A 14,108-nucleotide genomic window follows, 5' to 3' on the forward strand; every position below is an offset into this window, starting at 1 on the left:
CGGAGCTTACAAGGTTTGCTGACCGCACTGCGGCTCCGCTTGGATGTCGCGCGGTGTCATTGGATATCGGGTGCGGTGCTGGCGCTGTTGACGTGCACGGGCACCGTGCGCGCGGAGGACGGTTACGCCCTCTGGATGCGCTACACCCCGCTCGAATCTGCCCTCGTCGCCGACGGTCGCAGGCCTCTGCCAGAGGTGCAGGCCCCCGATCAGACCGCCACCCAGCGTGCCGCGCGCACGGAATTGGTGCGAGGCCTCGCCGGTCTTCCAGGTAACGCGCTACTGGCGCAGAGCACTGTGGCCACGCTTCCTGCCCTGGTGCTGGGTACGCCGCAGTCGTCGACGTTGATCGCGCCGTTACGCAAGGAGATGGATTCACTGGGCGAAGAAGGGTATCTGCTCAGGCGTACCCGCATGCAGGGGCGCGATGTGGTGCTGGTGGCCGCGCCCCGGGATATCGGTGTGCTGTACGGCGTATTCCATCTGCTGCGACTGCTGCAGACCGGCGCATCGCTGGACGCGCTCGCGTTGCGTGAGTCGCCGCGGATGCGGCTGCGGGTGCTCAACCACTGGGACAACCTGGACGGCCATGTGGAACGCGGCTACGCCGGTCGCTCGCTGTGGGATTGGCAGACGCTGCCGGAGTGGCACGACCCGCGCTACACCGACTACGCACGTGCCAACGCCTCGGTGGGTATCAACGGCACCGTGCTCAACAACGTGAACGCCAGTGCGCAGAGTCTTGCGCCGGACTACCTCGACAAAGCGGCGACGCTGGCGGACATGTTCCGGCCCTACGGTATCCGCGTGTACCTCAGCGTGCGGTTCAGCGCCCCCATCGAGCTGGGCGGCCTGAACGCCGCCGATCCGCTCGATGCGGACGTACAGCGCTGGTGGCAGCACAAGGCCGACGAGATCTACGCGCGCATTCCGGATTTCGGCGGCTTCCTGGTGAAAGCCAATTCCGAAGGGCAGCCGGGCCCGCAGGACTACGGCCGCTCGCACGCCGAGGGCGCCAACCTGCTGGCCGATGCGCTGGCCCCGCACGGCGGCGTGGTGATGTGGCGGGCATTCGTCTATGCGCACGATGTTCCTGCAGACCGAGCCACGCAGGCATACACCGAATTCGCGGGGCTGGACGGTGCCTTCCGACCAAACGTGATCCTGCAGGTGAAGAACGGGCCCATCGACTTCCAACCCCGTGAGCCGTTCCACCCGCTGTTCGGGGCCATGCCGCGCACGCCGCTGATGATGGAAGTGCAGATCACCAAGGAGTATCTGGGCTTCGCCACCCACCTGGTATACCTGGGCCCCCTGTACGAGGAGGTGCTGCAGTCCCGCACCCACGCGCGTGGACAGCGCGCCACGGTGGCGCAGTCACTGACCGGCATGGCCGGTGTCGCCAATATCGGCACGGATCGCACCTGGAGTGGATCGCACTTCGATCCCGCCAACTGGTACGCCTTCGGAAGGCTTGCGTGGAATCCGTATCAATCGGCCCGCGACATCGCGGCGGACTGGGCGGCGATGACGTTCTCGCCAGACCCCGAGGTGGTGCAGCCCATTGTCGGGATGATGATGGACTCGCGCGAGGCCGCCGTGAACTACATGACCCCGCTCGGCCTCCACCACCTGATGGCACGCGGGCACCACTACGGGCCCGGCCCGTGGGTCGACGGCGGCCCGCGCGCGGACTGGACGTCGGTGTACTACCACCGCGCCGACCGCGACGGCATCGGCTTCGACCGGACCGCCCGTGGCAGCAACGCGGTCGGCCAGTACGCGCCTGAGGTAGCTGCGCGGTATGGCGACCTGGCGCGGGTCCCGGAGCCGCTGCTGCTGTGGTTCCACCACGTGCCGTGGGATCACCGCATGGCCTCGGGCAGGACGTTGTGGGACGAACTGGTCGGGCGCTATTCGCAGGGCGTACGCCAAGTGAAGGCCATGCAGGCGACCTGGGAGCGCCTGGAGGGCAGGGTGGATGCGCAACGGCATGCGCAGGTCACGGCGTTCCTGCGCATCCAGCTGCGTGAAGCACAGTGGTGGCGTGACGCGAGCGTGGCGTACTTCCAGTCGGTGAGCGGCAGGCCGCTTCCTGCCGGCGAGATCGCCCCGCCGCACCCGCTGGCCTGGTACCAGCACCTGCAGTTTCCTTCCGCGCCCGGAGATGGGCGATGAGTCGCACGGCGTGGCTGGGCGGTCTGCTGGCGATCGCGTCGGCGTGCAGCGCCATGCCTTCCACGGCGCAGGAAACAGTGACGCTGTTGCATCCGTTGTTCCAGGATCACGCCGTGCTGCAGCGTGATCAACCGATTCCGGTCTGGGGCAGCGCCAGGCCTGGCGCCCCTGTTTCTGTGGCGTTGGCAGGGCGGACTGTCACCACACGCGCCGATGCCAGCGGTCGCTGGCAGGCGCGCCTCACGCCGCTCTCCGCAGGCGGTCCGTACGCGATGTCGGTGCGGGCAGGCAACGCCACCCAGGTGGTGCAGGATGTGCAGATCGGTGATGTCTGGCTGTGCGCCGGGCAGTCGAACATGGAACTGCCCGTGTGGCGGGCGCTCGACGCGGGCAGCGAGATCGCTTCGGCCACCCACCCGACGATCCGCCTGCTCACCGTGCCCAAGGCGGTGGCCACCGCACCGCAGCCGCAGTTCAGGACGCCGGTTGCGTGGCAGGCCGCGTCGCCGGAGACGGTGCGCGACTTTTCTGCTGCCTGCTTCTACTTTGCGCGTGAACTGCAGAAGACCGTCCACGTTCCGATGGGGCTGATCCAGGCGGCATGGGGCGGTTCGCGGATCGAGGCATGGACCAGCGCCGACGCGCTTCGCGCACAGGGTGGCATGGACCCGGCACTCGACGTGCTCGCACTGTATGCACGCGATCCGGCGGCGGCGAACGCACGCTGGGGCACGCAGTGGCAGCACTGGTGGGCAACGCGCGAGGGTGCGGTGGCCGACGGCAGGCCATGGCAGCCAGGCGAAGACGCCACGGGATGGCACACGGCGCCGGCCATGCTTGGCGCATGGGAGCGCTGGGGCGTGCCCGCGCTGTCCACCTACAACGGGATGGTCTGGTACCGCACCCAGGTGACCCTCACCGCCGCGCAGGCGGCGCAGGGCGCGCGACTTGAGCTGGGGCCGATTGATGAGACGGACATGACCTGGGTGAACGGCGTGGCCGTGGGCAGCCAGTACGGACCGGGCGAGGCGCGGGCGTATGCGCTGCCAGCCGGCGTGTTGAAGGCCGGTCCGAATACGGTGGTGATCAATGTTCTGGACACTTACGGCGACGGTGGCCTGGCCGGTCCTTCGGACGCCCATGCCGTGCAGCTGGACGATGGCACGCGGATCGTCCTGGACGCGGGTTGGCAGTACCGGGTCGCGCCCGGTGCGCAGGCACCGCCGTCCGCGCCGTGGCACGCCGCCACCGGGCTGGCGACGTTGTACAACGGCATGATCGCGCCGCTGGGCCCCTACGGTCTGCGCGGCACGCTGTGGTACCAGGGCGAATCCAACACCGGGGATGGCGCTGCTTACGCCGCACGGCTGCGCGGCCTGCGCGCCGACTGGCGCGCGCAGTTCGGCGCGCAGATGCCGCTGCTCGTGGTGCAGTTGGCTGGCTACGGCCAGCCGCCGGTGGCCCCGGCCGACAGTGCGTGGGCGCAGGTGCGCGAGGCGCAGCGGCGGGTTGCGGCCGAAGACCCCCGCACCGGACTTGCCCTGGCCATCGACATCGGCGACGCCTACGACATCCACCCGCCCAACAAGCAGGAGCTGGGCCGGCGCCTGGCCCGGGTGGCGCGCCACGTGGTGTACGGCGAGCGGACGCTGGCCCCCTCCGGCCCGACGGCACGCACAGCGTCGCGCGCGCAGGGCAAGGTAAGGGTGGTGTTCGACGACGTCAGCGGCACCCTGGTGACGACCGGTGCGAACGGCCCCATAGGATTCGAGCTCTGCGACGACGACGCACGGCACTGCCGCTATGCCGACGCGGTGCTGGAGGGGCGTGAGGTTGTGCTGGCCTGTCCGGATTGCGTGGAGTCGGCCAGCGGACGCCAATACCGTGGCGTGGAGCCGGCCGGCGGCCGGCGCTACCGGGGCGCCGCCTTGCGTGTGCGCTATTGCTGGGCCGACGGTCCGATCTGCACGCTGCGCGACAGCAGCGGTGCGTCGGCCGGGCCCTTCGAGCTTTCCCTCAATGCTGCAGAGGTTCGCTGATGCGTCTGCTGATCGCCACGGTCGTTCTGCTGTTGTCCGCCACGGTGCCGCCGCTGGGCGCCTCACCTGCGCCGCCGGTCTACTTCGACTGGTTCGACTATGCCGGACACGATGTGGCCTTTGAGCCGCCATTGCCAGCGGGTCACTTTCGCAACCCGGTCCTGGCCGGCTTCCATGCCGACCCCAGCATCGTCAGCGCGAACGGGCGCTTCTACCTGGTCAATTCCAGCTTCACCTACTTCCCGGGCATTCCGGTGTTCGAGAGCGTTGATCTGGTGCACTGGAAGCAGATCGGCAACGTGATCGACCGTCCAACCCAACTGGATTTCGATGGCCTGAGCGTGTCACGCGGCATCTTCGCACCGGCCATCGCGTACCACGACGGGGTGTTCCATGTGGTTTCCACGGCGGTGGACAGCGGCGGCAACTTCATCGCCACGGCGCGGAATCCCGCAGGCCCCTGGTCCGACCCGCACTGGCTGCCGGGCGTCGGTGGCATTGATCCATCGCTGTTCTTCGACGACGACGGCACTGCGTATCTGCTGAACAATGATGCGCCGCCCGGCCCGCCGCGCTACGAGGGGCATCGCGCCATCTGGATGCAGCAGATCGACCTGGCGAATTTCCAGCCGGTAGGGCCGCGCAAAGTCCTGATCGACGGCGGCGTGGAGCCGACGAAGAACCCGATCTGGATCGAAGGGCCGCACCTGTACAAGCGCGATGGCTGGTACTACCTGTCCGATGCCGAGGGTGGCACCGGGCCACAGCATTCCCAGGTGGTGCTGCGCAGCCGCGAGGTATGGGGACCCTACGTGCCGTACGCGGACAACCCCATTCTCACCCAGCGCGACCTGCCCGATGACCGGCCGCTGCCGATCACCAATGCCGGGCATGCCGATCTGGTGGAAGGGCCGGACGGCTCCTGGTGGGCGGTGTTCCTTGCCAGCCGCAATTACGACACGCGTCACTACAACACGGGAAGGGAGACGTACCTGCTACCGGTGCGCTGGCAGAACGGCTGGCCGGTGATCCTGCCGGCCGGGCAGGCTATCCCGTATGCGGTCAAGGCGCCCTCGTGGATGCAGGGCGAGGCGTCGCAGGCGCCGTCCACCGGCAACTTCGTCGAGCGCGATGAGTTCGACGCCCCCGTGCTGGGCGCGGGATGGTTGCACGTGCGCGTGCCCAAGCAGGCCTGGGCGGACCTGCGCCGGCGGCCGGGCAGTTTGGCCGTGCAGCCACTGCCGGAAAATCTGGACACGCTGCGCAATCCGGCCTTCCTTGGGCGCCGCCAGCAGCATCTGCGCTTCGAGGCCAGCACCGCGATGTCGCGCCCGGCGGCCGGGGTGGCCGCGGGCTTGGCCGCATTCCAGAGCGAGGCCTATTGGTATTTCCTTGGCGTGCGCAGTCTCGGAGGCGACCGTGTGGCGGTCTTCCTCGAGGTGCGCGACGGCGGCGGTGCATCCCGGACGCTGGTCAGCCGGGCGCTGGATGCAGCCCCGTCACTGCGCCTGCGGATCGCGGGTGACGAGGGCCGCTATGCGTTCGCGTTCGACAGCGGCGATGGCCGTGGCTGGCAGACGCTCGCCGACAACGTGGACGGCACGGTGTTGAGCACCGATCGTGCAGGCGGCTTTGTTGGCGCCCTGCTGGGACCATTCGCGCGCGATGAGCGTGCCTTGAGGAGCAAATGATGACGCGCATGCCCATCGTCCGCACGTTGGCGCTCTGCGCCGCCGCTGCCCTGGCCAACGTCGGCCACGCCGCGGAGTCCCAGCCCTGGCTCGATACCTCGGCCAGCTTCGAAACCCGTGCCGCCGCGCTGGTGGCGCAGATGACCCTGGAGGAGAAGGCGGCGCAGATGCAGAACGCCGCGCCCGCCATCGCGCGCCTGGGCGTGCCGGCCTACGACTGGTGGAACGAGGGCCTGCACGGCGTCGCGCGGGCCGGGCAGGCCACGGTATTTCCGCAGGCCATCGGCCTCGCCGCCACCTTCGACGTGCCATTGATCGGGGAGGTGGCAACCACCATCAGCGACGAAGCACGTGCCAAGCACCACCAGTTCGTGCGGGATGGTGCACATGGCCGTTACCAAGGGCTGACCTACTGGTCGCCGAACATCAATATCTTCCGCGACCCCCGCTGGGGCAGGGGCCAGGAAACCTACGGTGAGGACCCTTATCTCACCGCGCGCATGGGCGTTGCCTTCGTGAAGGGCCTGCAGGGTGACGACCCGGTTTACCGCAAGCTGGACGCCACGGCCAAGCACCTGGCCGTGCACAGTGGCCCCGAGGCCGACCGCCACCACTTCGACGCCCGCCCGAGCCGGCGCGACCTGTATGACACCTACCTGCCGGCGTTCGAGGCCCTGGTGAAAGAGGGGCAGGTGGATGCGGTGATGGGCGCCTACAACCGGGTGTACGGCGAGTCCGCCAGCGCCAGCCAGTTCCTGCTGCGCGACGTGCTGCGCCGCGACTGGGGCTTCAAGGGCTACGTGGTGTCCGATTGCTGGGCCATTGTCGATATCTGGAAGCATCACAAGATAGTGCCCACCCGTGAGGCCGCGGCGGCGCTGGCCGTCAAGAACGGCACCGAGCTGGAATGCGGCCAGGAATATGCGACGCTGCCGACGGCGGTGCGGCAGGGCCTGATCAGCGAAGCGGCGATCGACGACGCGGTGACGCGCCTGTTCACCGCGCGGATGCGCCTGGGCATGTTCGATCCGCCCGAGCGCGTGCGCTGGGCGCGGATTCCCGCGTCGGTGAACCAGGCCCCGGCACACGATGCGCTCGCCTTGAAGGCCGCCCGGGAATCGCTGGTGCTGCTGAAGAACGATGGCGTGCTGCCGCTGTCCCGCAGCCTCAAGCGCATTGCCGTGATCGGTCCGACGGCCGATGACACCATGGCCCTGCTCGGCAACTACTTCGGCACCCCCGCAGCACCGGTGACCATTCTGCAGGGCATCCGCGAAGCGGCCCAGGGCGTGGAGGTGCGGTACGCGCGCGGCGTGGACCTGGTCGAAGGACGCGACGATCCCGGTGCAACCCCGTTGATCGAAGCGGCCTACCTGCGTCCCTCCGCCGATTCCCCCGAACGCGGACTGCGCGGGGAGTATTTCCGCACGGCCGATCTTTCCGGGACGCCGGCGCTGGTCCGCACCGATGCACAGATCGGCTTCCGCTGGGACCGGGGGTCACCGACCGACACCCTGCTGGCCCGCGGCGAAGCGGCCCCGGGGCAGGGCATTCCCAACGACGGGTTCAGCATCCGCTGGAGTGGCCAGCTGCTGCCGCCGGTGTCGGGCCGCTACCGGATCGAGGCCGCCGCCGATGACGGCTTCCGTCTCTACGTGGATGGCAAGCGGGTCCTGGACCGTTGGGCCAACAGCGATCGCCTGCATGGCGACGGCGTGGAGCTGGAGCTGCAGGCAGGCCGCGCGTACGACCTGAAGCTGGAGTACTACGACGCCGAGCGCGACGCCGGGGTGCGGCTGGGCTGGCGCATGCCGGGGGCGAAACCGCCGTTCGAGGAGGCGCTCGATGCCGCCCGCAACGCGGAGGTGGTGGTATTCGTCGGCGGCCTGACCGGCGACGTCGAGGGCGAAGAGATGACGGTCAACTACCCAGGCTTTGCCGGCGGCGACCGCACCGATCTGCGCTTGCCCGCTACCCAGCGTGCCCTGCTGGAAGCGCTGCACGCGACCGGCACCCCGGTGGTGATGGTGTTGACGGGTGGGTCGGCGCTGGCAGTGGAGTGGGCCCAGGAACATCTTGCCGCGATCCTGATGAGCTGGTATCCCGGTCAACGCGGCGGAACCGCCGTGGGCGAAGCCCTGTTTGGCGACGTCAACCCGGGCGGGCGGCTGCCGGTCACCTTCTACCGGGCGGACCAGCCGATGCCGGCCTTCGACGACTACACAATGGAAGGCCGCACCTACCGCTATTTCCGCGGCACGCCGCTGTATCCGTTCGGGCACGGGTTGTCCTATTCCCGGTTCGACTACGGCGCCCTCAAGCTCCATTCACCGCGCATCACCGACACCGGGACACTCAACGTGCAGGTCGACGTGGTCAACAGCGGCAAGCGCGCCGGCGATGAAGTGGTGCAACTGTATGTGCGCCGCCGCGAGGCCGCGGCTGGCGATGCCCAGCAGACGCTGCGTGGCTTCCAGCGTGTCCACCTGGCGCCGGGTGAGCGGCGCACCGTAACGTTCGACCTGCACGCGCCGCAGGACCTGCGCCAGTACGATCCCGCGCGGGGTGCCTATGCCGTTGCGCCGGGCACGTATGAGGTCAGGGTAGGGGGCTCCAGCGCCGATGTTCGCGCCAAGGCAGGGTTCACCGTGGAGGCCCGCCGTGACTGATGCCCGCCGCAGGGAAAGCACCGCGCACACGCTGTCGATTCGGGAGAAGCTGGGCTACAGCCTGGGCGACCTGGCGGCGAACCTGATCTTCCAGACGCTCATCACCTACCTGGCCTTCTTCTACACCGACGTGTTCCGCCTGCCGCCCGCCACGGCGGCCACGATCATTTTCGTGATCGGTCTGCTGGGTGCCTTTGTGTTCACTCCGCTGATCGGCATCGCTGCCGACCGCACCGCCACCCGGTGGGGAAAGTTCCGGCCCTGGATCCTGTGGACGGCGATCCCGTTCGGCGTGCTGTCGCTGCTGGCGTTCAGTACGCCGGACCTCGGTGAGCACGGCAAGGTCGTCTACGCCCTGACCACCTACGGCCTGCTGATGCTGGTATACGCGGCCAACAACCTGCCGTATTCCGCGCTCAGCGGGGTACTGACCGGCAGCATGGCCCAGCGAAACAGCCTGTCGGCCTACCGCTTCGTGGCGGTGATGATCGCGCAGTTCATCATCCAGGTCCTGCTGCTGCCACTGGTGCTGATCCTCGGCGATGGCGATCGCGTACAGGGCTTCGAGCGGGTGATGACCGTGTTCGCCGTGGTGGGCACGGCGTTTTTCCTGATTACCTTCGCCACCACCCGCGAGCGCATCGTGCCGGCCAGGGAGCAGACCGGCGGGGTGCTGCAGGATCTGACCGACCTGCTGCGCAACCGGCCGTGGCAGGTCATGCTGGCCCTCACCGTGCTGGTGTTCATCAACCTGGCCCTCAAGGGCGGCACCTACGTCTACTACTTCCAGTACTACATGCGCGAGGCGGCCCTGACGGGGTTCCTCGACAGCTCCGGCTTCAACCATTTCATTGATGAAGTGAACACCGCACTCAGCGGTTGGGGCCTGTCCGGATTCACCTGGCCGAAGGACCCCGCCACCTCGGCCTTCAGCCTGTTCAACGCCTGCGGCATTCTCTGCATGATCCTGGGCATTGGCGTCTCCCGGCATCTCGCCGATCGCTTCGGCAAGCGCAGTGTCTTTGGCGGCGCGCTGCTGGCGTCCACCGTGTTTCTGCTTGCGTTCTACTTCTTCCCGCCGACGGCGGTTGCCGTGGCCTTCGGCGCCTTCATGCTGCACGGGTTCTTCTACGGCATCACCATCCCGTTGTTGTGGGCGATGATCGCCGACGTCGCCGACTACTCCGAATGGAAAAACCATCGCCGCGCCACCGCGATCATCTTTTCGGCCATGTTGTGTGGGCTGAAGATCGGCCTGAGCATCGGCGGTGCACTGGTCGCCGGCATTCTGGCGCATCATGGCTACCAGGCGGGCGCCGAACAGCAGCCCCAGGCCGTGGTGGACGGCATCCGCCTGACGGTAAGTGTCTACTGCTCTCTTCCGTTCCTGCTCGCGGTTACGTTGCTCCTGCTCTACGAGATCGACAGGAAAATGGAAGCCCGCATCGAGCATGACCTGCATGCGCGCCGGCAGGCAGGCAACGTGGATCAGCTCGCGGCACGGGCCATTTCCCAGCCGCTGGTAACGCATATCCATACGGCCGATCCTTCGGCCCACGTGTTCGAGGGGCGCCTGTACATCTACCCGTCGCACGACATCGACAGCGGCGCGCCGTTCGACGATGAGGGCGGTCACTTCGGCATGGAGGACTACCACGTATTGCGGATGGACACGCCCACGGGCGAAACCACCGACTGCGGCGTGGCGCTGCATGTCCGCGACGTGCCGTGGGCCGCACAGCAGATGTGGGCGCCCGACGCGGCCTGTCGGGACGGCCGTTACTACCTCTATTTTCCGGCCAAGGACAGGCAGGGCATGTTCCGCATCGGCGTCGCCGCGTCCCATCGTCCGGAGGGTCCGTTCATCCCCGAGCCCGAGCCGATGGCGGGCACATACTCGATCGACCCTGCGGTGTACGAGGACGACGACGGCACGCATTACCTCTACTTCGGCGGCATCTGGGGCGGTCAGCTGCAGAAGTATCGCGACAACCGCTACGACGCGGCCCACGAGGAACCGGCCGGCGATGCGCCTGCACTGGGCCCGCGGGTCGGCCGACTCGATGCCTGCATGACCCGCCTTGCCGAACCGACGCGGGAGATCATCATCCTGGACGAACACGGACAGCCGCTGCGCGCCGACGACCACGCGCGCCGGTTCTTCGAGGGGCCGTGGCTGCACAAATACCAGGGGCGCTACTACCTGTCCTACTCCACGGGCGACACCCATCTGCTCTGCTATGCCGTGGGCGACAGTCCGTACGGGCCGTTCACCTACGGCGGCGTGATCCTTACGCCCGTGGTGGGCTGGACCACGCACCATTCCATCTGCGCCTTCGAAGGGCAGTGGTACCTGTTCTACCACGACGCCGTGTTGTCCGGCGGCGTGACCCACCTGCGGTCGGTCAAGTGCACGCCGCTGCACATGGAGGCGGACGGCAGCATCCGGACGATCCACCCCTATGGCGCCTGAAACCGCGTTGCCCAGGGACGATGCGCAGGCCCCGATGCCTGCCGGCCACCTGCACTGGCTGCGGGCAGGCAGGCTGGAGGTCGCGCTTGCCCCCGAAGCCGGGGGGCGCATCGCCCAGCTCCGCTACGACGGGGTGGAGTGGCTGGTCGGCCAGGACGAGGCGGGGCAGGCAACCATCGCGTGGGGCTGCTACCCGATGGTGCCCTGGGCCGGACGGATCCGGCAGGGGCAGTTCCGCTTCGGGGGCCGGCATGTCGGACTGCCGCTGAACTTCGGGGCGCACGCCATCCACGGGGTAGGGTTCTCCCGGCCCTGGCGGATCGACCACGTGGGTGCGGACAGCGCCTTGCTGACGCTCGCGCTTCCAGAGGATGGCTACTGGCCCTTCGGTGGCATTGCGACGCAGGCCATCCACGTACGGTCCAACCGCCTGGCGCTACAGCTCGTCGTGCAGGCCGGCGACCAGGCCATGCCTGCCGTACTCGGCTGGCACCCATGGTTCCGCAAGCCGGAGCGCCTGCTGTTTGCTCCCAGCGCCATGTATCCCCGGGATGGCGAGGGCATTGCCACGTTGCCCGCCGGGCGCCCGGCGCCCGGGCCGTGGGATGACTGCTTCATCCACCAGGGCGACGTGACCCTGGTGTCTGCGGGCCAGCGGCTGCGGCTGCGCGCGGACACCGATCACTGGGTGGTCTACGACGGTGCGCCGCACGCGACGTGTGTTGAGCCGCAGACCGGACCGCCGGATGGATTTACGCTGGCGCCGAATCGGTTGGCGCCGGGTCAGCGACTGCAGCTGAGGTTCGAGCTTGAGTGGGAAAGCGACGGCCCGGGATAGCGCGGAACCGTGTCTGCGGCCCGTTGCGGGGCGCCAGGCGGCACCGCGACATCGCACGGGCCACAGCGTGCAGTCATACCGAGGGCAGGGAGGCTGAGGCCTCGGCGTGTATCCAGTTGCAAAAGGCGTCCGTCGCTGCGTGGTGCCGCCCCTTGGAGGGTCGAATAGTCCAGAACGCATACGCGTTGGGGAGGTGGGGCTCAACGGGCCTCACCAGGCGTCCTTGGCGCAGATCTTCTTCTACCAAGGGGGCTAATCCCAACGCGACGCCGTGCCCGTGGATGGCCGCCTCCTGGGCCAGATAGATGCTGGGAAACACCAGGCCGGCGTCAGCTGACACGCCGTGCAGCCCAACCGCACGCAGCCAGGCCGCCCAATCGGGAACGCCCGGTCGCCCTTCGGCGCTCTGGTCGTGGATAAACGCGACGTGGGCCATATCGGCGGGCGATGCAATCGGCTTTCCGTCTTTGCGTGACGTGCCGGGGGCGCACACCGGAAACACCGGCGCGTCCATCAACTTCTCAACCTGCACGCCCGGGTATGTGCCAAGACCGTATCGGATCGCGACATCGACGTTTTCCTGGCCCACATCGACCAGCTGATCGCTCGTGAGGACCCGCACCTGGATATCCGGGTGGGCCTCGTGGAAGCGGTGAAGCCGGGGCGCCAGCCACTTCGCGGCGAACGACTCCAGGGTGCTGACGCGCAAATGGCCGGGTTCAGCAGACGCGCTTCGGTCCAGTGCCCGGTCGAGCATTCCGAAAATCTCAGTGAGCGACGCCGCAAGAGCGGCGCCCTGCGGGGTGAGCGTCACCGTACGATGGCCGCGCTCGAAGAGCTCGGTGCCCAGGTAGGCCTCGAGGCGTTTGACCTGGTGGCTCACCGCGGCCGGTGTGACAAAGAGCTGGGTGGCCGCCTTCTGGAAGCTGAGGGATCGTGCAGCGGCCTCAAAGGCTCGCAACGCAGTGAGGGGAGGGGCGTGGCGCGGCTTCATGAGGGGGTTCCTGCCAGCACGGATCACCCGATCTTATCAGGTTAGTTTTACTAATCTGAAGGCCAAAACTTCTCGTTTGTCGGCGTCTGTCCGCCCGTCAATCATGGCGGCCTCCATTCAAAGGGCAGCCGCCATGCATCTGAAACCGCTGGGCCCGGACGTGTTCTTGTGCGTTGGCGAGGACCACCTGTCCGTAGCGACCGTGTTCTTCGATGGCAACCATGTGCTGCTGGTGGATTCACTGGGAAGTGCGGCGGATGCGGCGGCGTTGCGCGTGCTGCTCTGCAACGAGCTGGGGAAAACGGTGTGCGTCATCGTCGCCACCCATTTCATGAGCGATCACATCGCGGGGCTTTCGACCTTTCCCGACGCCCTGGCCATCGCGCATCGCAATTACCGGCACACCTTCCTGTCACAGAACCGCCGTGTCGACGCGTTCTACCGCGAGCCGCAGGTGGTGTTCGACAGCGCGATGCGCATCCGCTGGGGCCGCCATGAGCTTCGGCTGCTGCACAACCCCGGCAAGACGATGGATCACCTCAGCGTGGATGTTCCTACCGCCGACCTGGTCTGCATCGGCGACAACATCGTGGGGAACATCGTCTACCTCTCCAAGGCCGACCCCGTCCAGGTTCGAACGGCCATTGGCCGGGCGAAGCAGTTCGGGCGCGGCACCATCATTGGCGGTCACATGGGGCGCTTCGACGCCGCCGTGCTCGACAACGCGCTGCACTATCTGGACCGGATTCGCCAGAGCGTGGTGGCGATACGCGCGCAGGAAGAGGGTGAATCGCTGGCGTCCCGGTTGGCCGCTGTTCGGATCGAGGACTGCCTCGCACCCGGGGTCGAGGCAAGCGCGTTCGAAAGGGAATGGCATCTGCGCAATCTGGAGGCCATTGAAGTCCAGGGCATCTTTGAGCTGGACACCTACCTGGCCCATTCGGCGGAGGTCGCATGAGCGGCTACTTGCCAGATGGCGCGCGGATGGGCCGCCGTGCCTTTCTTTCCGGGCTCGCCGCTGGCGCCACGGCCGCGCTTTTGCCGGTCTCCGACGCCACCGCTCGGCCCGCGTCGGAGGGCGTCCGGATTCAGCGGCTTGCCTGGGCCGGCATTCGCCTGCAGTTGCCGGGCGCAAGCTTGTTCATCGACCCGCTGACCAACAGCGCAGAGTGGGGCAGGGCATTGCCGGACATCCTGGTTCCCGTTGAGGGTGGGGTGGGGGACGC

The 14,108-nt window shown here is 67.8% G+C and carries 9 protein-coding genes and 1 pseudogene; 9 read left to right on the forward strand and 1 reads right to left on the reverse strand.

All coding sequences use genetic code 11. The features are described 5' to 3' along the window. The first annotated feature begins 27 nt into the window (after positions 1-27). From ABIA71_RS05390 to ABIA71_RS05420, 7 genes and pseudogenes are all read left to right on the forward strand, one after another. Positions 28-2,178 carry an alpha-glucuronidase family glycosyl hydrolase gene (locus tag ABIA71_RS05390; protein ID WP_502961051.1) on the forward strand — a complete coding sequence of 717 codons (2,151 nt, stop codon included), beginning with the start codon at positions 28-30 and terminating at the stop codon, positions 2,176-2,178. A gap of 53 nt (positions 2,179-2,231) precedes the next feature. After that, entirely contained in the window at positions 2,232-4,217 is a 1,986-nt protein-coding gene (locus ABIA71_RS05395) for a sialate O-acetylesterase (protein ID WP_354283764.1), read from the forward strand. Beyond that, on the forward strand, positions 4,217-5,908 hold the full coding sequence (locus ABIA71_RS05400) for a glycoside hydrolase family 43 protein (RefSeq protein ID WP_354283738.1): 1,692 nt from the start codon (positions 4,217-4,219) through the stop codon (positions 5,906-5,908). The genes ABIA71_RS05395 and ABIA71_RS05400 overlap by 1 nt, the downstream gene beginning before the upstream one ends. Positions 5,909-5,916: 8 nt before the next feature. Next, positions 5,917-8,577: a glycoside hydrolase family 3 C-terminal domain-containing protein gene (locus ABIA71_RS05405; protein WP_354283766.1), complete on the forward strand. Its 2,661-nt coding sequence runs from the start codon at positions 5,917-5,919 to the stop codon at positions 8,575-8,577. Beyond that, positions 8,531-10,060: pseudogene (locus tag ABIA71_RS05410) on the forward strand (MFS transporter); the annotation flags it as partial. The gene ABIA71_RS05405 and the pseudogene ABIA71_RS05410, both read left to right, overlap by 47 nt. Beyond that, the gene (locus tag ABIA71_RS05415) at positions 10,061-11,050 is read left to right on the forward strand and encodes a glycoside hydrolase family 43 protein (RefSeq protein ID WP_354283768.1); all 990 of its coding nucleotides are present in this window, start codon (positions 10,061-10,063) and stop codon (positions 11,048-11,050) included. Then, on the forward strand, positions 11,040-11,888 hold the full coding sequence (locus ABIA71_RS05420) for an aldose epimerase family protein (protein ID WP_354283740.1): 849 nt from the start codon (positions 11,040-11,042) through the stop codon (positions 11,886-11,888). Before ABIA71_RS05415 ends, ABIA71_RS05420 begins: the two co-directional genes overlap by 11 nt. A 73-nt stretch (positions 11,889-11,961) precedes the next feature. Here ABIA71_RS05420 and gcvA read toward each other — a convergent pair whose 3' ends face one another. Next, positions 11,962-12,882: a transcriptional regulator GcvA gene (gene gcvA, locus ABIA71_RS05425; RefSeq protein ID WP_354283742.1), complete on the reverse strand. Its 921-nt coding sequence runs from the start codon at positions 12,880-12,882 to the stop codon at positions 11,962-11,964. Positions 12,883-13,015: 133 nt separating this feature from the next. Between gcvA and ABIA71_RS05430 the strand changes: the two genes are divergently transcribed. After that, positions 13,016-13,840 (forward strand): MBL fold metallo-hydrolase, encoded by an 825-nt coding sequence (locus tag ABIA71_RS05430; RefSeq protein ID WP_354283744.1) that lies wholly within the window; start codon positions 13,016-13,018, stop codon positions 13,838-13,840. Further along, on the forward strand, positions 13,837-14,108 hold a 272-nt coding region (locus tag ABIA71_RS05435), incomplete at its 3' end, for a hypothetical protein (RefSeq protein WP_354283746.1). The genes ABIA71_RS05430 and ABIA71_RS05435, both read left to right, overlap by 4 nt.

The sequence above is a fragment of the Stenotrophomonas sp. 2619 genome (assembly GCF_040548725.1).
In the GTDB taxonomy this organism is placed as follows: Bacteria; Pseudomonadota; Gammaproteobacteria; order Xanthomonadales; family Xanthomonadaceae; genus Stenotrophomonas; species Stenotrophomonas maltophilia_AP.

Bases quoted from the DNA above. Each gene is read 5' to 3' on its own strand.
- ABIA71_RS05395 (WP_354283764.1), top strand. From the start codon at position 2,232: ATGCCTTCCACGGCGCAGGAAACAGTGACGCTGTTGCATCCGTTGTTC.
- ABIA71_RS05400 (WP_354283738.1), top strand. From the start codon at position 4,217: ATGCGTCTGCTGATCGCCACGGTCGTTCTGCTGTTGTCCGCCACGGTG.
- ABIA71_RS05405 (WP_354283766.1), top strand. From the start codon at position 5,917: ATGCCCATCGTCCGCACGTTGGCGCTCTGCGCCGCCGCTGCCCTGGCC.
- ABIA71_RS05420 (WP_354283740.1), top strand. From the start codon at position 11,040: ATGGCGCCTGAAACCGCGTTGCCCAGGGACGATGCGCAGGCCCCGATG.
- gcvA (WP_354283742.1), bottom strand. From the start codon at position 12,882: ATGAAGCCGCGCCACGCCCCTCCCCTCACTGCGTTGCGAGCCTTTGAG.
- ABIA71_RS05430 (WP_354283744.1), top strand. From the start codon at position 13,016: ATGCATCTGAAACCGCTGGGCCCGGACGTGTTCTTGTGCGTTGGCGAG.